Origin of the sequence: Pseudomonas proteolytica (assembly GCF_007858275.1) — a bacterium.
Classification (GTDB): domain Bacteria; phylum Pseudomonadota; class Gammaproteobacteria; order Pseudomonadales; family Pseudomonadaceae; genus Aquipseudomonas; species Aquipseudomonas proteolytica.
Genome location: NZ_VFEV01000065.1, coordinates 1 through 22,369, shown reverse-complemented (window position 1 = coordinate 22,369; position 22,369 = coordinate 1). Strand labels below are relative to the sequence as shown.

General features: G+C 61.9%; 14 protein-coding genes and 1 pseudogene. 8 read left to right on the top strand and 7 right to left on the bottom strand.

Annotation, left to right across the window (positions count from 1 at the left end):
- A pseudogene (locus tag FIV38_RS28825) lies at positions 1-114 on the top strand (IS110 family transposase); the annotation flags it as partial.
- A 30-nt stretch (positions 115-144) separates the two neighbouring features.
- On the opposite strand, the gene FIV38_RS28820 reads toward FIV38_RS28825, so the two are convergent.
- The 7 genes from FIV38_RS28820 to FIV38_RS28790 all read right to left on the bottom strand — a co-directional run bounded on the left by FIV38_RS28820 (position 145) and on the right by FIV38_RS28790 (position 8,438).
- Positions 145-1,626, bottom strand: a complete 1,482-nt coding sequence (locus FIV38_RS28820) for a mannitol dehydrogenase family protein (protein WP_092236819.1) — start codon at positions 1,624-1,626, stop codon at positions 145-147.
- A gap of 16 nt (positions 1,627-1,642) precedes the next feature.
- On the bottom strand, positions 1,643-2,746 hold the full coding sequence (locus FIV38_RS28815) for an ABC transporter ATP-binding protein (RefSeq protein ID WP_092236817.1): 1,104 nt from the start codon (positions 2,744-2,746) through the stop codon (positions 1,643-1,645).
- Between the two features lie 28 nt (positions 2,747-2,774).
- Positions 2,775-3,605, bottom strand: a complete 831-nt coding sequence (locus FIV38_RS28810) for a carbohydrate ABC transporter permease (RefSeq protein WP_029291568.1) — start codon at positions 3,603-3,605, stop codon at positions 2,775-2,777.
- Between the two features lie 10 nt (positions 3,606-3,615).
- Complete coding sequence (locus tag FIV38_RS28805) at positions 3,616-4,527, bottom strand: carbohydrate ABC transporter permease (protein WP_029291571.1); 912 nt, start codon at positions 4,525-4,527, stop codon at positions 3,616-3,618.
- A gap of 153 nt (positions 4,528-4,680) precedes the next feature.
- On the bottom strand, positions 4,681-5,991 hold the full coding sequence (locus tag FIV38_RS28800) for an ABC transporter substrate-binding protein (RefSeq protein ID WP_092236816.1): 1,311 nt from the start codon (positions 5,989-5,991) through the stop codon (positions 4,681-4,683).
- Positions 5,992-6,173: 182 nt separating this feature from the next.
- Positions 6,174-7,079, bottom strand: a complete 906-nt coding sequence (locus tag FIV38_RS28795; protein WP_092237470.1) for an AraC family transcriptional regulator — start codon at positions 7,077-7,079, stop codon at positions 6,174-6,176.
- A gap of 66 nt (positions 7,080-7,145) precedes the next feature.
- Positions 7,146-8,438 carry a glycosyltransferase gene (locus FIV38_RS28790; protein ID WP_092236814.1) on the bottom strand — a complete coding sequence of 431 codons (1,293 nt, stop codon included), beginning with the start codon at positions 8,436-8,438 and terminating at the stop codon, positions 7,146-7,148.
- 168 nt (positions 8,439-8,606) lie between these two features.
- On the opposite strand from FIV38_RS28790, the gene tpx reads away from it, so the two are divergent.
- The 7 genes from tpx to FIV38_RS28755 all read left to right on the top strand — a co-directional run bounded on the left by tpx (position 8,607) and on the right by FIV38_RS28755 (position 21,900).
- The gene (gene tpx / locus FIV38_RS28785) at positions 8,607-9,107 is read left to right on the top strand and encodes a thiol peroxidase (RefSeq protein WP_092236811.1); all 501 of its coding nucleotides are present in this window, start codon (positions 8,607-8,609) and stop codon (positions 9,105-9,107) included.
- Positions 9,108-9,340: 233 nt separating this feature from the next.
- On the top strand, positions 9,341-10,645 hold the full coding sequence (locus FIV38_RS28780; protein ID WP_092236808.1) for an MdtA/MuxA family multidrug efflux RND transporter periplasmic adaptor subunit: 1,305 nt from the start codon (positions 9,341-9,343) through the stop codon (positions 10,643-10,645).
- Positions 10,642-13,743 (top strand): MdtB/MuxB family multidrug efflux RND transporter permease subunit, encoded by a 3,102-nt coding sequence (locus FIV38_RS28775; protein ID WP_092236805.1) that lies wholly within the window; start codon positions 10,642-10,644, stop codon positions 13,741-13,743. Before FIV38_RS28780 ends, FIV38_RS28775 begins: the two co-directional genes overlap by 4 nt.
- On the top strand, positions 13,740-16,847 hold the full coding sequence (locus FIV38_RS28770) for an efflux RND transporter permease subunit (protein WP_029291587.1): 3,108 nt from the start codon (positions 13,740-13,742) through the stop codon (positions 16,845-16,847). The genes FIV38_RS28775 and FIV38_RS28770 overlap by 4 nt, the downstream gene beginning before the upstream one ends.
- Complete coding sequence (locus tag FIV38_RS28765; RefSeq protein WP_224791080.1) at positions 16,844-18,370, top strand: efflux transporter outer membrane subunit; 1,527 nt, start codon at positions 16,844-16,846, stop codon at positions 18,368-18,370. Before FIV38_RS28770 ends, FIV38_RS28765 begins: the two co-directional genes overlap by 4 nt.
- Before the next feature lie 599 nt (positions 18,371-18,969).
- A complete protein-coding gene (locus FIV38_RS28760) occupies positions 18,970-21,066 on the top strand; it encodes a putative bifunctional diguanylate cyclase/phosphodiesterase (RefSeq protein ID WP_092236802.1) in 2,097 nt (698 codons plus the stop codon).
- An 87-nt stretch (positions 21,067-21,153) separates the two neighbouring features.
- Positions 21,154-21,900, top strand: a complete 747-nt coding sequence (locus FIV38_RS28755; RefSeq protein WP_029291594.1) for an SDR family oxidoreductase — start codon at positions 21,154-21,156, stop codon at positions 21,898-21,900.
- Positions 21,901-22,369 lie beyond the last annotated feature (469 nt).

Below are 22,369 nucleotides of genomic sequence, written 5' to 3'. Positions count from 1 at the left end.
ACCCAAGCCCTGGTAATCCTCGCCCGCAAGCTCTGCCGGGTGGCATTCGCGCTGATGAAAAACCAGAGCGAATACCAACCGAACTTAAGGTTGCAGGGTTTACCTGCAACATAGAATCTCCCACATTATTTTGCTCAAGTTGTGTCAGTGAAGGTTGGCGAGCAGGTGCTTCAGGGTCTCTGCGACACCTTTGTCACGCAAACTGGCAAAACACCGCTCAAACGCTGCCACAAACTCAGGTGAGTTGGGAATCGCCGGGCCAAAAATCTCTTCCACCCCCAACAGCCGCTGACTGACGCAAGCGTCATCCACCACCAGTGCCCGGCAGAAGTCGGCGCGCGGGTCGGGGATGCGGTAGCGCACACCGTTCTCGTCCACACCTCGCAGGTACAAGGCCCAGGCCGCCACCACCAGCGCTGCTCGCTCGGTGTCGCGACCCTCGGCAATCAGGCGGTTGATGGTCGGTACCGTGAACTTGGGAAACTTCGACGAACCATCGGAACAGACCCGCTCCAGTTGATCGGCAATCGCCTGATTGGAGAAGCGCTCCACCAAGGTCTGCTTGTACTGGTCCAGATCGATGCCCGGCACCGGCGCCAGGTTGGGAGTCACGTCCAGGTCCATATAGGCGCGCATATACGCGACAAACAGCGGGTCGTTCATGGTTTCGTGGACAAACCGGTAACCCTTGAGAAACCCCAGGTAGGTCAGGGCCAGGTGGCTGCCGTTGAGCAGGCCGATCTTCATTTCTTCATAGGGCGTGACGTCGTCGGTGAACTGCACACCCACCTGCTCCCAGGCTGGCCGGCCGTTGACGAACTTGTCTTCCAGCACCCATTGCACAAAAGGTTCGCACACCACCGGCCAGGCATCGTCGATGCCGTGTTCATCATGCAGTTGCAGGCGGTGGGCGGTACTGGTCATGGGCGTGATGCGGTCGACCATGGCGTTGGGGAAACTCACGTTGGCCTGGATCCAGTCATGCAGTTCGGCATCGCGCAACGCGGCGAACGCCAGCAACGCCTTGCGGGTCACGGCGCCGTTGTGCGGCAGGTTATCGCAGGACATCACGGTAAAGGCCCGAATGCCTGCGGCACGGCGCTGGCTCAGGGCCGCGCAGATAAAACCGAATACGGTCTGCGGCGCCGCAGGGTGGGCCAGGTCATGCTGGATCTGCGGCAAGTGGGCCATGAACTCACCGTTGCTGTCGTCGATGCAGTAGCCGCCCTCGGTGATGGTCAGCGACACGATGCGTATTTCAGGGCTGGCCAGTTTGTCGATCAAGGCCTGGGCGCCGTCCTGTGCCAGGAGCATATCGCTGATGGCGCCGATCACCCGCACTTGGGTGTCGTCGGTGTCGCCCAGCTCATACAAGGTGAACAGATAGTCCTGGCCGGCCAGGTCATCCCGCGCCTGGCGGTCTTCGGCGCGCAGGCCGATGCCGCAGATGCTCCAGTCCAGGCCGACACCGGTGTTCATCAGGGCGTCGGTGTAATACGCCTGGTGTGCGCGGTGGAAACCGCCGACGCCGATATGGGCGATGCCTTGGCGTGTGTCGGCAATGGCATAGGCGGGCAGGCGCACTTCGGGCGCCAACTGGGTGAGATTGTGTTGATTGAGCTTCATCAAAATTCTCGCGAAATCAGGCGGCAGCGCGCAGTGGACGGGCCACCGCCACGCCGTCGGCGTCGAATAGATGGCAGTGCGCCGGGTCCAGGTGCAATTGCAGCGTCTCGCCATACTGGCTGGCCATATCGCCACGGATCCGCATGGTCAGCGGCTCGCCACTGGCGGTGAGCACATGGCAGAACGTGTCGCTGCCCAGGCGCTCGCCCACGTCGGCGGTGACGGTGAGGGTGGTATCGCCCGGCGCGGCCAGTTCCAGGTGCTCGGGGCGGATGCCCAGGGTCACGGCGCTGCCCACGCTCAAGCTGGCGCTGCTCAATGGCAGGCTGATCAGGGTGCCAGCGTCCAGTTGCACATCGCAGCCCTGGCCTTCGATACGCGTAACCTGGCCCTTGAGAAAGCCCATTTTCGGCGTCCCCAGAAAACCCGCGACAAACAGGTTGGCCGGCTGGTGATACAGCTCCAGGGGGGAGCCGACCTGTTCGATGCGCCCACTGTTAAGCACCACCACCTTGTCGGCCAGGGTCATGGCCTCGACCTGATCGTGGGTCACGTAGATCATGGTGGCTTGCAGTTCTTTGTGCAGGCGCGCCAGTTCCAGGCGCATTTGCACGCGCAGGGCGGCGTCGAGGTTGGACAGCGGCTCGTCGAACAGGAAGATCTTCGGGTTGCGCACAATCGCCCGGCCGATGGCCACCCGCTGACGCTGGCCGCCAGACAACTGCTTGGGCTTGCGCTCCAGCAGCGGGCCCAGCTCCAGGATGCGTGCAGCCTCACTGACTTTGCTGTCGACGATCTTCTTGTCCACGCCCGCCAGATCCAGGGCAAACGACATGTTCTTGCGTACGCTCATATGCGGGTACAGGGCATAGGTCTGGAACACCATGGCCAGGTCGCGCTTGGCCGGGGTCACTTCGGTGATGTCGCGGCCATCGAGTTCGATGGTGCCTTCGGTGACTTCCTCAAGGCCGGCAATCAGGCGCAGCAGGGTGGACTTGCCACAGCCCGAAGGCCCGACAAAGACCACGAATTCCTTGTCGTTCACTTCCAGGTCAATGCCCTTGATGATGGAGAAGCCTTCGAAGCCTTTTTGCAGATTCTTGATTTTCAGGTTGGCCATGATGGGCCTCCATTTTTTATAAGGGTCGTTATTTCACGGCGCCAAAGGACAGGCCGCGCACCAGTTGCTTCTGGCTGATCCAACCGAAGATCAGGATCGGCGCGCAGGCCAGGGTCGAGACGGCGGACAATTTGGCCCAGAACAAACCTTCGGGGCTGGAGTAGGAGGCGATCAACGCGGTCAGCGGCGCGGCATTCGACGAGGTCAGGTTCAGCGACCAGAACGCCTCGTTCCAGCACAGGATCAGCGACAGCAACACCGTGGAAGCCAGGCCGCCCTTGGCGATGGGCAGCAGCACCCGCACCATTTCCTGCCACAGGGTGGCGCCATCCAGGCGCGCGGCTTCGAGGATGTCCTTGGGAATGTCCTTGAAGTAGGTGTAAACCATCCACACCACAATCGGCAGGTTGATCAGGGTGTAGATGATGATCAGCGCGATGCGCGTATCCAGCAGGCCCATGCTCTTGGCCAGCAGGTAGATGGGCATCAGCACACCCACAGGTGGCAGCATCTTGGTCGACAGCATCCACAGCAGCGTGCCCTTGGTGCGCTGGGTTTCGTAGAACGCCATGGAGTAGGCCGCCGGCACCGCAATCAGCAGGCACAAGGCGGTGGCGCTGAAGGAAATCACCACTGAGTTCCAGGCGAAGCTTACGTAATTACTGCGCTCGTTGATGTGCAGGTAGTTCTCAAGGGTTGGCGTGAAAATGAACTGCGGCGGCGTGGCAAACGCGTCGATTTCGGTCTTGAAACTGGTGAGCACCATCCAGAAGATCGGGAAGAAGATCACGATCGCGATGGCCCAGGCCAGGGTGCCGAGCAACAGGCTTTGCAGGCGGCGGGATTGTTGAAGCGTCATGGCGCGGCCCTCAAGGCTTGTCAGTCAGGTTTTTGCCGAGCATCCGTACCAGGATGATCGCCGCGATGTTGGCAATGACCACGGCAATCAAGCCGCCGGCCGAAGCCATGCCCACGTCGAACTGCACCAGCGCCTGGTTGTAGATCAGGTAGGCGAGGTTGGTCGAGGCGTAGCCGGGGCCGCCGTTGGTGGTGGTGAAGATTTCGGCGAACACCGAGAGCAGGAAAATCGTCTCGATCATTACCACCACGGCGATAGGCCGGGCCAGGTGCGGCAGGGTCAGGTGCCAGAAGATCGCAATCGGGCCGGCACCGTCCAGGCGCGCGGCTTCTTTCTGTTCCTGGTCCAGGGACTGCATGGCGGTCATCAGGATCAGGATGGCGAAGGGCAGCCATTGCCAGGACACAATGATGATGATCGACAGCAGCGGGTAGTGCGCCAGCCAATCCACCGGCTGCGCGCCAAACAGCTTCCACACCGCCGCCAGTACGCCGGACACCGGATGGAAAATCAGGTTCTTCCAGATCAGCGCACCCACCGTGGGCATGATGAAGAACGGCGAGATCAACAACACCCGCACCAACCCACGACCGAAAAACTCGCTGGCCTCCAGCAAGGCACTGATCAACACGCCCAGCACCACGCTGATCAACAGCACGCTGCCCACCAGCAACAGGGTGTTGGTGGCGCCGGGCAGGAAGCCGGAATCGGTGATGAAGTAGGTGAAGTTCTCCAAGCCCACGAATTGGTTTTCGCCGGGGTAAAGCAGGTTGTAGCGAATCAGCGAAAAGTACAGGGTCATGCCCAGGGGCACGATCATCCACAGCAGCAACAGGGCCACCGAGGGGCTGACGAGGAACCAGCCGGGGTTGAGCAGGCGGTTTTTACGCGGTTTATCCGCAGCAGCGGTTTGCACATTCATAGGATCAAAACCAGTTTGCAGAGCGAGAGTCGGAGCGCGGTCAGGGTGGGAGCGGGCTTGCTCGCGATAACGGTGGTTCAGCCGACATATTTGGTGACTGATACACCGCTATCGCAGGCAAGCCCGCTCCTACATTTACGGGGGGAGGCTGGGTTATTTGGGATAGCCGGCGCGCTTCATTTCCCGCTCGGTGGTGGTTTGCGCGGCAGCCAGGGCCTGGTCCACCGTCTGCTGGCCGGTCAGGGCGCCGGAGAAGAACTTGCCCACCTGGGTGCCAATCGCCTGGAACTCAGGAATGGTCACCAACTGGATACCGATATACGGCACCGGCTTGAGAGTCGGTTTGGTCGGGTCTGCAACCTTCAACGACTCCAGCGTCACCTTGGCAAAAGGTGCGGCCTGCATATATTCCTCGCTGTAGGTCGAGGCGCGGGTACCTGGCGGCACGTTGGCGATACCATCGGTCTTGGCCACCAGCGCGCCGTACTCCTTGGAGGTGGCCCAGGCACTGAAGACCTTGGCTGCGTCCTTGGCCTTGGAGCTGGCCGGGATCGCCAGGGACCAGGAATACAGCCACGAGGTGCCCTTGTCGGTGACCTGCTGAGGGGCAAAGGTGAAGCCGACGTGATCGGCGACCTTGCTCTGGGTCTTGTCGGTAACAAACGAGCCGGCGACGCTGGCATCCACCCAGATCGCGCACTTGCCGCTGTTGAACAGCGCGAGGTTTTCATTGAAACCATTGCTGGACGCACCCGGCGGGCCGGATTTTTTCATGTTGTCGACGTAGAAGTTCAGTGCATCCTTCCACTCGGGCCCGTTGAATTGCGGTTGCCACTTTTCATCGAACCAGCGTGCGCCATAACCGTTGGCCAGGGTGCCGATCAGTGCCATGTTCTCGCCCCAGCCGGCCTTGCCGCGCAGGCACAGGCCGTATTGTTCCTTGCTCTTGTCGGTGAGTTTTTCGGCAAACTCGCCAATCTGCACCCAGGTCGGATGCTCAGGCATGGTCAACCCGGCCTGCTTGAACAGGTCGGTGCGGTAGTAAGTGATGGAGCTTTCTGCATAGAACGGCAGGGCGTACAGCGTGCCCTTGACGGAAAGGCCGTCGCGCACGGAAGGGAACACATCGTCCAGGTCGTAGGACGCCGGCAGATCCTTCATCGGTTCCAGCCAGCCCTTGGCGCCCCAGAGTGCGGCTTCGTACATGCCGATGGTCAGCACATCGAACTGCCCGCCCTGGGTGGCGATATCGGTGGTCAGGCGTTGGCGCAGGACGTTTTCTTCCAGTACCACCCAGTTCAACTTGATCTGCGGATGCTCGGCCTCGAAGGTTTTCGACAGCTTTTGCATGCGGATCATGTCGCTGTTGTTGACGGTGGCAATGGTCAGGGTCTGTGCGCCCAGGCTGACGGCGCTGAGGGTCATGCAGGTACAGGCAAGCAGTGCTTTTGCAGGGAAGTTCATCGCGCACTCCGTTTCTGCGCCCAGGGGCGGCAGAAGGACAGTTATTGTTGTTGTGTCTTCCATGGCTGCAGGAAGAGTGTGCGTTGATTACAGCCTTCTAAAGGCGCGGTGACAAATCCTTGAGCGCACTTGCACTGATACTTTTTTGCACTGATGTGCGCGGCCTTTTACCGGCCCCGGGCTCAGGCCAGGTTCTGTTCGGTCAAGCGCTGCATCGCCAGGCGCCGATAATGGGAGGGGGTCATGCCTTTGAGCTGCTGAAAGCGCCGGTTGAAGTTGGAGATATTGTTGAACCCCGATTCAAAGCACACGTCGGTGACGGCCTTGTCACCATCGGCCAGCAGTTCGCAGGATTTACTGATGCGCAGCCGGTTGACGAATTCGATAAAAGTGCGCCCGGTCGCCTGCTTGAACACCCTGGAGAAGTACGTCGGCTTCATCCCCAGGTGGTCGGCGACTTCTTCCAGGGGCAACTCCCGGCCGTAGTGGGCGAAGATATAGTCCACCGCGCGGTTGGTGCGGTCGATGCTGTGCTCATCGGCCAACTGCGGGGTGGTCACCCCGGACAGTAACTGGTAATCCTCGCAGGCACTCAACACCTCCATCAGGATCAAAAAGTGCCCGAGCCGCGCCACGCCACGCGCCTCTTCGATCTGCTGCATCAGCTTCATGGCCTGGGCGATGGTGTGCTTGCAGCGAAACTCGATGCCGTACTTGGCCCGTTCCAGCAACGGCGCCAGGGCCTTGAGCTCACTGAAGACCGGGACGGCGCTATCAAACAACTCGTCGGTAAAATTCACCAGCATGTCGCGCTTGGGCACCACCTCATCCTCGGCCACCTGGCTGATCCAGTTATGGGGCAGGTTGGGGCCGGTGAGGAACAGGCTTTCGGGATAGAAATTGCCGATGTAGTCGCCGATAAACACTTTGCCGGAGCTGGCAATAATCAGGTGCAGCTCGTATTCCTTATGGAAATGCCAGCGCACCAGCGGGCAGGGGAAACCATGCTGGCGATAGATGATGGACAGGCCATTGTGGTCGTCCATCAATTCATAGGAGGGGTCGGTGATTCGCGCGGCTCGAGTCATGCTGGCGTCGCTTTTATTGTGGTTGCGCAACCGATAATGCCCCGTTGCGCAGCACCTCGCCAGCATTTAGAGCGTGCGGTTTTTTGCCTCGATCCACTGCGCCATGTACTGGGTACTTTTATGCAGATGGTGGCGCAACATGCTGCCGGTGAAGTTGTTGCGTCGATGTTGCGCCAGTTCGCCACGGCAATGTTGCAGGCGCTCGACCAGCGCCGGGCCGTGCAGTTGCGGGGCATAGCGTCGGGCCAGCAGTTCGCGGCCAGCGGCTTGGGCCGCGGTCCAGGCTTGCGGGTCTGAGTACAGTGCCACGGCAGCGGCGGCCAGGGCGCTGGCGCTGTGGGCGATTGCTCCGGGCCAAGGCTGCCCGTCGGCCATGCCTTCGGCACCGATGGGCGTGGTGATGCTGGGTGTACCGCAGAGCATGCCGTCCGCCAGCTTGCCCTTGATCCCGGCGCCGAAGCGCAACGGGGCCAGGCAGATGCGTGCGGCTGACATGACTTGCAGTGCGTCTTCGGCCCAGTTCATCACATGAAAGCCCTGGGCCGGGTTATGCAGCGCGGTGGCCTTGGGCGGAGTGTAGGCGCCATAGATATGCAACTGGGCACCCGGCAGTTGCTGGCGGATCAGGGGCCAGAGACTGTTCTTCATCCACAGCACGGCATCCCAGTTGGGGGCGTGGCGGAAGTTACCGATACTCAGGAAGTGCGCACGGTCTTCAAACGGCACAAATGCTTCGCTGGGCTGCTCGATCATCAATGGGCACCAGTGGAGCAGGGCGCGGGGCACCTTGAAGTGCTCGGTGAGCAGTTGGATCTCGACGTCGGAAATCATCAGGCTGATATCACAGCGGTAGATCGCTGCGATTTCGCGCTTGGCCAGGTCGGTTGGCGCCATCAACTGGAATTCCTCATCCAGGGCGGGAGCGAACAGCGGGCTGAAATCATCTGCGTCAGGCTGGCTCTTGAGATGGTCCTTGAGGCGCTGATGGCGGGCATCGCGCAGGCTCTGCAAATCTGCAGTTTCCAGCACGCGCAACGCGTTCGGGCAGTGCTTCTCGACCCGCCAGCCGAACTGTTCCTCCATCATGAACCGGTCGAACAGCACGATATCCGGGGCGAGTTCTCGAATAAATTCGTCGAAACTGCTGTTATTGAGCTCGATGGCGCATTCGCGGATGCCCAGGGCGGCAAGGTCGGCCTTGTGCTCGCCGATGGCCGCCGGGCTGCTGAAGGTTATTTCCCAGCCTTGAGCAAGAAAACTCTCGAGGATCTGCATCATATGCCCGCCCGCAGCTGAGGAACGGGGCTCCGGCCAGACATAACCAATGACCAGGACGCGGGTGGCAGGCTGATTGTTCAACGATGAATTCCTTCAAGGGCAGGGCAAAAGCGGCGCAATTAAACCACAGCCGCCCGGCCCGGGCGCAGTCATGACATTTTGTGTTCGGCCATAGGTGTCAATCGCACTTTGTGGTTAACTTCTGCCTCTCGAATTCGTTTCATCTAACCCAGCATAAGGATTCCGTTCATGGCTCAAGTCACCCTCAAAGGCAACCCGGTCCAGGTTGAAGGCGAGTTGCCGCAAGTTGGCACCCAGGCCCTCGACTTTTCCCTGACCGCAGGCGATCTGTCGGACGTCACCCTGGCGGCTTTCGCCGGCAAGCGCAAAGTACTGAACATCTTCCCAAGCGTTGACACCCCGACCTGCGCGACTTCGGTGCGCAAGTTCAACGCCCAGGCCAACGACCTGAACAACACCGTTGTACTGTGCATCTCCTCCGACCTGCCATTCGCCCAGGCTCGCTTCTGCGGTGCCGAAGGCCTGGAAAACGTGAAGAGCCTGTCGGATTTCCGCAGCGCCGACTTTGCCGTTGACTACGGTGTATCGATTGCCGATGGCGCCCTCAAGGGCCTGACCGCCCGCGCCGTGGTGGTTCTGGATGAAAACGACAAAGTGCTGCACAGCGAACTGGTTGGCGAGATTGCCGAAGAACCAAACTACGAAGCGGCCCTGGCTGTACTGAAGTAATTGTTCCAGCCCGTTACTGTCGCTTTGCAGTAACACGTATGATGCATGCTTGCGGCCTGGCCTAGTCCAGGCCGTTTTCATTTGTGCTTCAGCGGTTTAGCCCAAATTGCTGATGTTTCACCTCGAAAAGTAAATGTTTGTAAGCCCGAAGGTAAATAGCCGGTAAAGGCGCTTTTCTAAACGCGCCCCAGTGCTTATCTTTCAGCCTCCCAAAGAAGAAGCCCTCGCATCCAATGGTTGATCAATCCATGCAATCGTCTCCCCGTAGTTCCCGCCGCTGGCTGTTTGGCTTGCTTGTCCTGTTGGTGATTGCCGGCCTGTGCTGGAAGTTCTGGCCGGCAGGCTCCGCCCAGAAAGAGGCCCCGGCAGCCAGGACCAGCAAGACGGGGATGATGCGTCCCGGCTTCGGCGGCTCCGGTGCTGCGGTGCCGGTGCGTGTTGCACCTGCGGTCACTGGGGACTTCCCGGTGTACTACAAGGCGCTTGGCACTGTGACGGCGCTGAACACCATCAATGTGCGCAGCCGGGTCGGGGGAGAACTGGTGAAGATCGCCTTTGAAGAAGGGCAGATGGTCAAGGCCGGCGACCTGCTGGCGCAAATCGACCCGCGCAGCTACCAGAACGCCTTGCTCCAGGCCCAGGGCACGCTTCTGCAAAACCAGGCCCAACTGAAAAACGCCCAGGTTGACCTTGAGCGTTATCGCGGCCTGTATGAACAAGACAGTATCGCCAAGCAGACCCTGGACACCGCCGCCGCGCTGGTCCTGCAATACCAGGGTACGGTCAAGACCAACCAGGGTGCGGTGGATGACGCCAAGCTCAACCTTGAATTCACCCAGATCCGCGCGCCGATATCCGGCCGTGTCGGCCTGCGCCAACTGGACGTCGGCAACCTGGTGGCGGCCAACGACACCACCGCCCTGGCAATCATCACCCAGACCCAACCGATCAGCGTGGCCTTCACCTTGCCGGAGAACAGCCTGCAAACCGTGCTGGCCCGCTACCGTACCGGCAACAAGCTGCCGGTGCAGGCCTGGGACCGTGGCGATCTGCAGCTACAGGCCACCGGCGTGTTGCAGAGCCTGGACAACCAGATCGATGTCGCCACCGGCACCCTGAAATTCAAGGCCCGTTTCGATAACCAGGACCAGGTGCTGTTCCCCAATCAGTTCGTCAACGTGCGCCTGTTGGCCGACACCCTGAAAAACGTGGTGTTGGTGCCATCGGCGGCGATCCAGTTCGGCACCAACGGCACCTTTGTCTATGCCCTTGATGGTGACAAGAAGGTCAAGATCCGCACGCTGGTCATTGGTGAGACCGATGGCCAGAACACCGTGGTCAAGGACGGCCTGGCTGCGGGCGATCGTGTGGTGCTGGAAGGCACTGACCGCCTGAAGGACGGCACCGACGTCGAAGTGGTCAACGACAGCAACCAGGTGCCAACCACCCCCACTGAACATTTGCAGGGCAAGCCCGCGGCACAAGGCGAAAGCAGCCCGGCGGCGGATGCCGGCAAGGCGCAAAAGGCCGGCGCATGAACCTGTCACGGCTGTTCATCCTCAGGCCCGTCGCCACCACCCTGAGCATGCTGGCCATTGTCCTGGCTGGCCTGATCGCCTATCGCTTGATGCCGGTGTCAGCCTTGCCCCAGGTGGATTACCCGACCATCCGCGTTATGACCCTGTACCCCGGCGCCAGCCCGGATGTGATGACCAGCGCAGTCACTGCGCCCCTGGAGCGCCAGTTCGGGCAAATGCCCGGCCTGACGCAGATGGCCTCGACCAGTTCCGGTGGGGCCTCGGTGCTGACCCTGCGCTTCAACCTCGACGTCAATATGGACGTCGCCGAGCAACAGGTGCAGGCGGCGATCAACGCGGCCAGCAACCTGCTGCCTTCGGACCTGCCGGCGCCCCCGGTGTACAACAAGGTCAACCCGGCCGATACCCCGGTGCTGACCCTGGCCATTACTTCCAAGACCATGCTGTTGCCCAAGCTCAATGACCTGGTCGATACGCGCATGGCGCAAAAAATCGCGCAGATCAGCGGTGTGGGCATGGTCAGCATCGCCGGCGGCCAGCGCCAGGCCGTGCGGATCAAGGTCAACCCCGAGGCCCTGGCCGCCAACGGCTTGAACCTGGCGGACGTGCGCAGCCTGATCGCCGCCTCCAACGTCAACCAGCCCAAGGGTAACTTCGACGGCCCGACCCGGGTGTCGATGCTCGACGCCAACGACCAGTTGGTATCGCCCGAGCAGTACGCCGAACTGATCCTGGCCTATAGCAACGGTGCGCCGCTGCGCCTCAAGGACGTCGCGCAGATCGTCGATGGCGCCGAGAACGAACGCCTTGCTGCCTGGGCCAATGAAAACCAGGCGGTGCTGCTCAATATCCAGCGCCAGCCGGGCGCCAACGTGATCGAGGTGGTGGACCGGATCAAGGCGCTGCTGCCCAGCATCACCGACAACCTGCCCGCGGGCCTCGACGTGACGGTGCTCACCGACCGCACCCAGACCATTCGCGCCTCGGTCACCGATGTGCAGCATGAATTGCTGATCGCCATTGCCCTGGTGGTAATGGTGACGTTCCTGTTCCTGCGTCGCTTCAGCGCCACCATCATCCCGTCGATTGCCGTGCCGTTGTCCCTGATCGGCACCTTTGGCGTGATGTACCTGGCCGGCTTCTCCATCAACAACCTGACCCTGATGGCCCTGACCATCGCCACCGGGTTCGTGGTGGACGATGCCATCGTGATGCTGGAGAACATTTCCCGTTACATCGAGGAAGGCGAGACACCGATGGCCGCGGCGCTCAAGGGCGCCAAGCAGATCGGCTTCACCCTGGTTTCCCTGACCCTGTCGCTGATCGCGGTATTGATCCCGCTGCTGTTCATGGCCGATGTGGTCGGGCGGCTGTTCCGCGAATTTGCCATCACCCTGGCGGTGGCGATCCTGATTTCCCTGGTGGTGTCCCTGACCCTGACGCCGATGATGTGCGCGCGCCTGCTCAAGCGCGAACCCAAGGAAGAAGAACAGGGCCGTTTCTACAAGGCCAGCGGCGCCTGGATCGACTGGCTGGTGGCTGCCTACGGGCGCAAGCTGCAATGGGTGCTCAAGCACCAACCGCTGACCCTGCTGGTGGCCATCGCCACCCTGGGTCTGACGGTGGTGCTGTACCTGGTGGTGCCCAAGGGCTTCTTCCCGGTGCAGGACACCGGGGTGATCCAGGGCATTTCCGAGGCGCCGCAGTCGATTTCCTTCGCTGCCATGAGCCAGCGCCAGCAAGAACTGGCGAAGATCATCCTCGAAGATCCGGCGGTGGAAAGCCTGTCGTCCTACATTGGGGTAGATGGCGATAACGCCACCCTCAACAGTGGCCGCCTGCTGATCAACCTCAAGCCCCATAAAGAGCGGGACTTGAGCGCTGTCGAGGTGATTGCGCGCCTGCAGCCGACGCTGGACAAGCTGGTGGGCATCCGCCTATTCATGCAGCCGGTGCAGGACCTGACCATCGAGGACCGCGTCAGTCGTACCCAGTACCAGTTCAGCATGTCCTCCCCGGACGCCGACCTGTTGGCACTGTGGAGCGGCAAGCTGGTACAGGCCCTGAGCCAGTATCCGGAACTCACCGATGTCGCCAGCGACCTGCAGGACAAGGGCTTGCAGGTGTACATGGTGATCGACCGCGATGCCGCCTCGCGCCTGGGCGTGTCGGTGGCCAATATCACCGACGCCCTGTATGACTCCTTTGGCCAACGGCAGATCTCCACTATCTACACCCAGGCCAGCCAGTACCGCGTGGTGCTGCAGGCCCAGTCCGGCGAAACCCTGGGGCCGGATGCGCTGAACCAGATCCATGTGAAAACCACCGACGGCGGCCAGGTGCGCCTATCGAGCCTGGCCCGCATCGAGCAGCGCCAGGCCCAGTTGGCGATTACCCATATCGGCCAGTTCCCGGCGGTGATGATGTCGTTCAACCTGGCACCCGGCGTGGCCCTGGGCAAAGGTGTGGAGCTGATCAACCAGGTGCAGAAGGACATTGGCATGCCGGTCGGCGTGCAGACCCAGTTCCAGGGCGCCGCCCAGGCGTTCGAGGCCTCGCTGTCGAGCACCTTGCTGCTGATCCTGGCGGCGGTGGTCACCATGTACATCGTGCTCGGCGTGTTGTACGAGAGCTACATCCACCCGATCACCATTCTCTCGACCCTGCCATCGGCAGCGGTGGGGGCCCTGCTGGCGCTGCTGCTCACGGGCAACGACCTGGGGATGATCGCGATCATCGGCATCATCTTGCTGATCGGCATCGTGAAGAAGAACGCGATCATGATGATCGACTTTGCCCTCGACGCCGAACGCAACCAGGGCCTGGACCCGCAGACCGCGATCTACCAGGCGGCGCTGCTGCGCTTCCGGCCAATCCTGATGACCACCCTGGCGGCGCTGTTCGGTGCGGTGCCCCTGATGCTGGCCACCGGCTCCGGCGCCGAACTGCGCCAGCCCCTGGGCCTGGTGATGGTCGGCGGCTTGCTGTTGAGCCAGGTCCTTACGCTGTTCACTACCCCGGTGATCTACCTGTACTTCGACCGCCTGGGCCGTCGCTGGCGCAAGACCCCCGAAGCGCTGGAGCCGGTTGAGCCATGAACCTGTCCGGACCTTTTATTCGCCGGCCGGTAGCCACCATGCTGCTGAGCCTGGCGATCATGTTGCTGGGCGGTGTCAGTTTCAGCCTGTTGCCGGTGTCGCCGCTGCCACAGATCGACTTCCCGGTGATTGTGGTCTCCGCCAGCCTGCCTGGCGCCAGCCCGGAAGTGATGGCGTCTACCGTGGCTACGCCCCTGGAGCGTTCCTTCGGCGCGATTGCCGGGGTCACCACCCTGAGCAGTTCGTCCAGTCAGGGCTCGACCCGGGTGATCCTGGCCTTTGACTCCGACCGCGATATCAACGGCGCGGCGCGGGAAGTGCAGGCGGCGATCAACGCCTCGCGCAACCTGTTGCCCAGCGGCATGCGCAGCATGCCCACCTACCGCAAGATCAACCCGTCCCAGGCGCCGATCATGGTGCTGTCGCTGACCTCGGACGTGTTGCCCAAGGGCCAGTTGTATGACCTGGCCTCGACCATCCTCTCCCAAAGCCTGTCCCAGGTACCGGGTGTGGGTGAAGTGCAGATCGGCGGCAGTTCCCTGCCGGCGGTGCGCATCGAGCTCGAACCCAAGGCTCTCGACCAGTACGGCGTGTCCCTGGATGAAGTGCGCGACACCATTGCCAATGCCAACGTGCGCCGGCCCAAGGGCTCGGTGGAAGACGGCGAACGTAACTGGCAGATCCAGGCCAACGACCAGTTGGAAAAGGCCAAGGACTATGAGCCGCTGCTGATCCGCTACCAGGACGGCGCGGCGTTGCGCCTGAGCGATGTGGCGAAGATCAGCGATGGCGTCGAGGACCGCTACAACAGTGGTTTCTTCAACAATGATTCGGCGGTGTTGCTGGTGATCAACCGCCAGTCGGGCGCCAACATCATCGAGACCGTCAAGCAGATCAAGGCGCAGTTGCCGGCGCTGCAGGCGGTGCTGCCGTCCAGCGTCAAGCTCAACCTGGCCATGGACCGCTCGCCGGTGATCACCGCCACCCTGCATGAGGCGGAAATGACCCTGCTGATTGCCGTGGCCCTGGTGATCCTGGTGGTGTACCTGTTCCTCGGCAACTTCCGCGCCTCGCTGATCCCGACCCTGGCGGTGCCGGTGTCGCTGGTGGGCACCTTTGCGATCATGTACCTGTACGGGTTTTCCCTGAACAACCTGTCGCTGATGGCCCTGATCCTGGCCACTGGCCTGGTGGTGGACGATGCCATCGTGGTGCTGGAGAACATCTCGCGGCATATCGACGACGGTATAGCGCCGATGAAGGCGGCGTACCTGGGGGCCAAGGAGGTCGGTTTTACCCTGCTGTCGATGAACGTGTCGCTGGTGGCGGTGTTCCTGTCGATCCTGTTTATGGGCGGGATTGTCACCAGCCTGTTCCGCGAATTCTCCATCACCCTGGCGGCGGCGATCATCGTTTCGCTGGTGGTCTCCCTGACCCTGACGCCGATGCTCTGCGCGCGCTGGCTCAAGCCCCATGTCAAAGGGCAGCAGACCGGCTTGCAGCGCTGGAGCCAGAAGGTCAACGACCATATGGTGGCGGGTTATGCCCGCAGCCTGGACTGGGTGCTGCGGCACAAACGCCTGACCCTGCTCAGCCTGCTGGTGACCATTGGCGTGAATATCGCGCTGTATGTGGTGGTCCCCAAAACCTTTATGCCGCAACAGGACACCGGGCAATTGATCGGTTTTGTGCGCGGCGATGACGGCCTGTCATTTAGCGTCATGCAGCCGAAGATGGAGATTTTCCGCAAAGCAGTGTTGCAAGACCCCGCAGTGGAGAGCGTGGCCGGCTTTATCGGTGGCAGCAACGGCACCAACAACGCGGTGATGCTGGTGCGGCTCAAGCCGATCAAGGAACGCAAGCTGTCGGCCCAGGCAGTGATCGAGCGCCTGCGTAAAGAAGTGCCGCTGGTACCGGGTGGTCGCTTGATGCTGATGGCCGACCAGGACCTGCAATTTGGCGGCGGCCGCGACCAGACGTCCTCGCAGTACTCCTACATCCTGCAAAGTGGCGACCTGGCCGCCTTGCGCCTGTGGTACCCGAAAGTGGTCGCCGCGCTGCGTGAGCTGCCGGAACTGACCGCGATCGACGCCCGCGAAGGCCGTGGCGCGCAGCAGGTGACGTTGATTGTCGACCGCGATCAGGCCAAGCGCCTGGGCGTCGACATGAACATGGTCACCTCGGTGCTGAACAACGCCTACAGCCAGCGGCAGATTTCCACCATCTATGACAGCCTCAACCAGTACCGGGTGGTGATGGAGGTCAATCCAAAATACGCCCAGGACCCGATCACCCTCAATCAGGTGCAAGTGATTACCGCCGATGGCGCGCGAATCCCGCTGTCGACCATCGCCCACTACGAAAACAGCCTGGCCGACGACCGTGTCAGCCACGAAGGGCAGTTCGCTTCCGAAGACATTGCCTTCGACATGGCCCCCGGGGTCACGGTGGAGCAGGGCACGGCCGCTATCGAGCGGGCGATTGCCAAGGTCGGCTTGCCCGAAGACGTCATCGCCAAGATGGCGGGCACCGCCGATGCCTTTGCCGCCACTCAGAAAAGCCAGCCGTTCATGATTCTCGGCGCGTTGGTGGCGGTGTATCTGGTGCTGGGGATTTTGTATGAGAGCTACATTCACCCACTGACCATCCTTTCGACCTTGCCGTCGGCCGGGGTTGGTGCGCTGTTGTCGATCTACGTGCTGGGCGGCGAGTTCAGCCTGATCTCGTTGCTGGGCCTGTTCCTGCTGATCGGCGTGGTGAAGAAAAACGCGATCCTGATGATCGACCTGGCGCTGCAACTGGAGCGCAAGGAAGGCATGCAGCCCCTGGAATCGATTCGCAGCGCCTGCCTGCTGCGCTTGCGACCGATCCTGATGACTACCCTGGCGGCAATCCTCGGTGCCTTGCCTTTGCTGCTGAGCACCGCCGAAGGCGCGGAAATGCGCCAGCCCCTGGGCCTGACGATTATCGGCGGGCTGGTGTTCAGCCAGATCCTGACCCTTTACACCACCCCGGTGGTTTACCTCTATCTCGACCGCCTGCGCCACCGTTTCAACGGTTGGCGCGGGGTGCGTACCGACGCTGCCCTGGACACTCCGTTATGACCGCAACGCACCTCCCTGTAGGCGCTGGCTTGCCAGCGAAAAACGCCAACCATGACGCGGGGCACCTGACTCACCGCCGGGGCCTAAGGTTTTTCGCGAGCAAGCTCGCGCCTACCGTGTTTTGCGCCGTATTGCTCAGCGCTTGCGCCATCGGCCCGGATTACCAGCGCCCGCAAGTGGCTGAGCCGGCGCAGTACAAAGAAGCCCAGGGCTGGCGCCAGGCGGCGCCCAGCGATGCCTTGGCCCGTGGCGCCTGGTGGGAGTTGTATGGCGACCAGCAACTCAACAACCTGGTGGACAAGCTCAACAACGCCAACCAGACCGTGGCCCAGGCCGAAGCCCGCTACCGTCAGGCCCAGGCCACTGCGCGCAGTTCCCGTGGCGCCTTTTTCCCCACGGTCGACCTGAGTGCCGGTAAAACCCGCGCCAGCCAGGGCACCGGTAGCAGCAATGCAAGCCTGAGCAGCTCCAGCAGCGGTATCCGCGACACCCTTAACACCCAGTTGGGTGTCAGTTGGGAAGCGGATATCTGGGGCAAGTTGCGCCGTGGCCTGGAAGCCAGCAACGCCAGCGAGCAAGCCAGCGCCGCAGACCTGGCCGCCATGCGCTTGAGCCAGCAGTCGGAGTTGGTGCAGAACTACCTGCAACTGCGGGTCATGGACGAACAGACCCGCTTGCTGCAAAGCACCGTCGAGACCTACCAGCGTTCGCTGCAAATGACTGAAAACCAGTATCGCGCCGGTGTCTCCGGCAAAGACGCCGTGGCCCAGGCCCAGACCCAGCTCAAAAGCACCCAGGCGAGCATGATCGACCTGATCTGGCAGCGTGCGCAGCTGGAAAACGCCATCGCCGTACTGATCGGCGAAGCCCCGGCCACCTTCAACCTGGCGGTGAGCAAGGATATTCCGGCCTTGCCGCAGATCCCTGCCAACCTGCCATCACAATTGCTGGAGCGCCGCCCAGACATCGCCTCGGCCGAACGGGCGGTGATCGCCGCCAATGCCAATATTGGCGTGGCGAAAACCGCCTACTACCCCGACCTGACCCTGAGCCTGGCCGGTGGTTATTCCAGCAGCACCTACGCCGACTGGATCAGCCTGCCTAACCGTTTCTGGTCGGTGGGGCCGAAACTGGCGATGACCCTGTTCGACGGCGGGCAACGCTCGGCGGAAGTTGACCGCGCCGAAGCGTCCTACGACGAAACCGTGGCCAAGTACCGCCAGACCGTGCTCGACGGTTTCCGCGAGGTGGAAAACTACATGGTCCAGCTCAAGGTCCTGGAAGACGAGGCGGGTGTGAGCAACGAAGCCCTGGCATCAGCCCGCGAATCCCTGCGCCTGACCCAGAACCAGTACAAGGCGGGCCTGATCGCCTACCTGGACGTGGTTAACGTGCAGGCCACGGCATTGAGCAACGAACGCACCGTGCTGACCTTGCTGCAAACCCGGCTGGTTGCCAGCGTGCAACTGATCGCCGCATTGGGCGGCGGATGGGACGGTCAGATGCAGCCACGCGAAGAGTAATCGGTATCTCTGACAGCAGTTGGTGAGGCCATTGGGGCGGCTTCGCCACCCAGCGCGGGCGATGCGGCGTTCCGACAAGCCCGCTCGCCACAAAAAGTCAGCGTTGCGCAGCAAACTCCAGGCTGCCACAACCCCCCTGTGGCGAGGGGGCTAGTCCCCCGTTGGGTGGCAAAGCCACCCCAAAACCATCCCCCTCGGTCTATCTGACAGCAGTTGGGTGAGGCCATTGGGGCGGCTTCGCCACCCAGCGCGGGGCAAGCCCGCTCGCCACAAAAACTCAGCGTGCGCAGCAAACTCCAGGCCACACCCCCCCTGTGGCGAGGGGGCTAGTCCCGTTGGGTGGCAAAGCCACCCCAAAACCATCCCCCTCGGTGTATCTGGCGGAGCTGGGTGAGGCTATTGGGGCGGCTTCGCCACCCAGCGCGGGCGATGCGGCGTTCCGACAAGCCCGCTCGCCACAGGGAAGGCTGTTCGTCAAAGGGCGATTTCAGGTGATGGCCTTGTGACAATATTTCACCTATACAAGAATTATTCTCGCTACAATCCTCGGCCTTTCCCGGCATGGATGCCGCTCGCACTGTCATCCCTAGAGAAGCCCCATGCTTACCGGCAGTTATTCCCCCGCACTGGTCCTGATTTCCCTACTGGTGGCGATCCTCGCTTCCTATACCGCCCTTGACTTGACCGGCCGCATTGCCACGGCCAAGGGGCGGGCGGTGTACCTGTGGATGGCCGGCGGGGCACTGGCCATGGGCTGTGGCGTATGGTCGATGCATTTTATCGGGATGTTGGCGTTTAGCCTGCCCATCACCCTGGGCTACGACATTGGCATTACCGCGCTGTCGCTGCTGATCGCCATGCTCTCCAGCGGCTTTGCCCTCTGGCTGGTCAATCAGCCGCGCTTGCCGGCCTGGCAGCTGGGCTTTGGCGCCTTGATCATGGGGGCCGGCATCAGCGCCATGCACTACACCGGCATGGCCGCCATGCGCATGACCCCGGGGATCGACTACGACCCCACCTTGTTCGCTGCCTCGCTGCTGATCGCCGTCGGTGCTTCGGCCGCCGCCCTGTGGATTGCCTTCAACCTGCGGCGCAATACCCCCTATGTACGCCTGGCGCGGGGTGGGGCAGCGGTGGTGATGGGCGTGGCCATCGTCGGCATGCATTACACCGGCATGGCCGCCGCCCGTTTTGCCGATGGCAGCTTTTGCGGGGCGTCGGTGGATGGCCTGAGCGGCAGCGGCCTGGATAACCTGGTACTGGTGACCACCCTGGCGGTGCTGGCCATTGCGCTGTTGACCTCGTTGCTTGACGCGCGCCTGGAAGCCCGTACCGCCGTGCTGGCCGATTCCCTGTCCCTGGCCAACCAGGAACTCACCCACTTGGCCTTGCACGACACGCTCACCGGCTTGCCAAACCGTACGCTGTTGGCCGATCGCATTCAGCAGGCTATGCAGTTGGTGGCGGAGCAGGGCGGCTGTTTTGCCCTGATGTTTATCGACCTGGACGGCTTCAAGCCGGTCAACGATGCCTTTGGTCATCATATGGGTGACCAATTGCTACGCGAAGTGGGTCTGCGCCTGCGTGAAGACCTGCGCAGCCAGGACACCCTGGCCCGGATCGGTGGCGATGAGTTCGTGTTGCTGGTGCAATTGAGCCAGCCCGACGATGCGCTGCGCCTGGCCGAGCGCCAGGTGGGCCTGATCAACCAGTCGTTCCGGGTGGCGGAACATGACTTGAACATCTCCGCCAGCGTCGGTATCGCCCTGTTCCCCGGCAACGGAGCAACGCCCCAGGAACTGTTGATGAATGCCGATGCGGCGATGTATCACGCCAAGAGCATGGGCAAGAACGGCTACAGCTTTTTTGATGTATCGATGAACACCAACGCGCGCCGGCAACTGCAACTGTTGCAGGATTTGCGCAATGCGGTGGACCAACAGCAGTTGCGCCTGTACTACCAACCCAAGTTCGACGCCCTCAGCGGCCGCGCTGTCGGCGCCGAGGCGCTGTTGCGCTGGGAGCATCCACAACATGGCTTGTTGCTGCCGGACAAGTTTATCGAGCTGGCGGAAAAGACCGGGGTGATCATTGCCATCGGCGACTGGGTGCTCAACGAAGCGTGCCGGCAAATGCAGGTGTGGTTTGCCCAGGGATATCGGGACTGGCGCATCGCGGTCAACCTGTCGGCCTTGCAGTTCTGTCATGCCGGGCTGGTCACCAGTGTGGCCAACGCCCTGCAGCGTCACCAGTTGCCGGCCAACAGCCTGACCCTGGAAATCACCGAAACCACCGCCATGAGCGATGCCGATGCCAGCATGACGGTACTGCAGAAACTCTCGGAAATGGGCGTTGACCTGTCAATCGACGACTTTGGCACCGGTTATTCCAGCCTGATGTACCTCAAGCGCCTGCCGGCCAACGAGCTGAAGATCGACCGCGGTTTTGTACGGGACCTGGAGCATGACAGTGACGATGCCGCCATCGTCTCGGCGATTGTCGCCCTGGGCCAGGCCCTCGGCCTGCGCATCGTCGCCGAAGGGGTGGAAACCGACATGCAGCAGGATTTCCTCACGCGTCTGGGCTGCGACTCGTTGCAAGGCTATCACCTGGGCCACCCGCTGCCGCCGGATACATTTATGAGCGCTATCGTGGCCAAGGAACAACTGACCCGGCCGCCGTTTACCCAACCCTGAGATCAATTGACCCCGGTCCATGCAAAACCTGGCAGGCACAGGTATTCTTGGATCCAACAGCCTGGGTTGAATGGGGAGTCAGTACACATGGACAAAGTCGTCATCATTACCGGTGGCAGTCGTGGGATCGGGGCCGCCACGGCCTTGCTGGCGGCCCGGCAGGGCTATCGCATCTGCATCAATTTCCAGTCTGACGAAGAAGCCGCCCTGCGTGTGCTGGAGCAGGTCCGCGCACTCGGCGCCCAGGCCATCGCGGTGCGCGCCGACGTGAGCATCGAAGACGAAGTGATCAGCCTGTTCAACCGTGTCGACACCGAATTGGGTCGCGTCACCGCGCTGGTCAACAACGCCGGCACTGTCGGCCACAAGTCGCGGGTCGACGAAATGTCCGAGTTCCGCATCCTGAAAATCCTCAAGACCAACGTGCTGGGCCCGATTCTGTGCGCCAAGCATGCATTGCTGCGCATGTCGCCCAAGCACGGCGGGCAGGGCGGTAGCATCGTCAATGTGTCCTCGGTGGCTGCACGCCTGGGCTCGCCCGGTGAGTACGTGGACTACGCGGCGTCCAAGGGCGCGCTGGACACCTTTACCATTGGCTTGTCCAAGGAAGTGGCGGGCGAGGGGATCCGGGTCAACGCGGTGCGCCCGGGTTACATCTTCACTGAATTCCACGCCTTGAGCGGCGACCCGGACCGGGTCAGCAAGCTTGAGCCGGGCATTCCCATGGCCCGTGGCGGGCGCCCTGATGAAGTGGCGGAAGCGATTGTCTGGTTGTTATCGGACAAGGCCTCGTACACCACCGGGACATTTCTGGATCTTGGCGGCGGGCGTTGATCCTGCCTGGGTGCTGAGAGCCCCCTCACAAAGGGGCGGGGCTCCCTGGCTTTTCGTGGCGAGCGGGCTTGTCGGAACGCCGCATCGCCCCCGCTGGGTGGCGAAGCCGCCCCAATCGCCTCACCACGTTGTGCCAGATATACCGAGGTGGCTGGTTTTGGGGCTGCTGGCGCAGCCCAACGGGGGACGAGCCCCCTCGCCACAGGGGGGGCGTTGCGGCAGCTAGGAACTTACTGTGGATCGCAGATTTTCTGTGGCGAGCGGGCTTGCCCCGCGCTGGGTGGCGAAGCCACCCCAATCGCCTCACCACGTTGTGCCAGATACACCGAGGTGGCCGGTTTTGGGGCTGCTGCGCAGCCCAACGGGGGTGTAGAACCGTAGACATCCTTTACATCTGAAACCGGGGACATCGTTTACACATTTGAAGCTTGGATGCGGCTCTTGCCGCGTCCAAGTCTGCCCAAGGGAT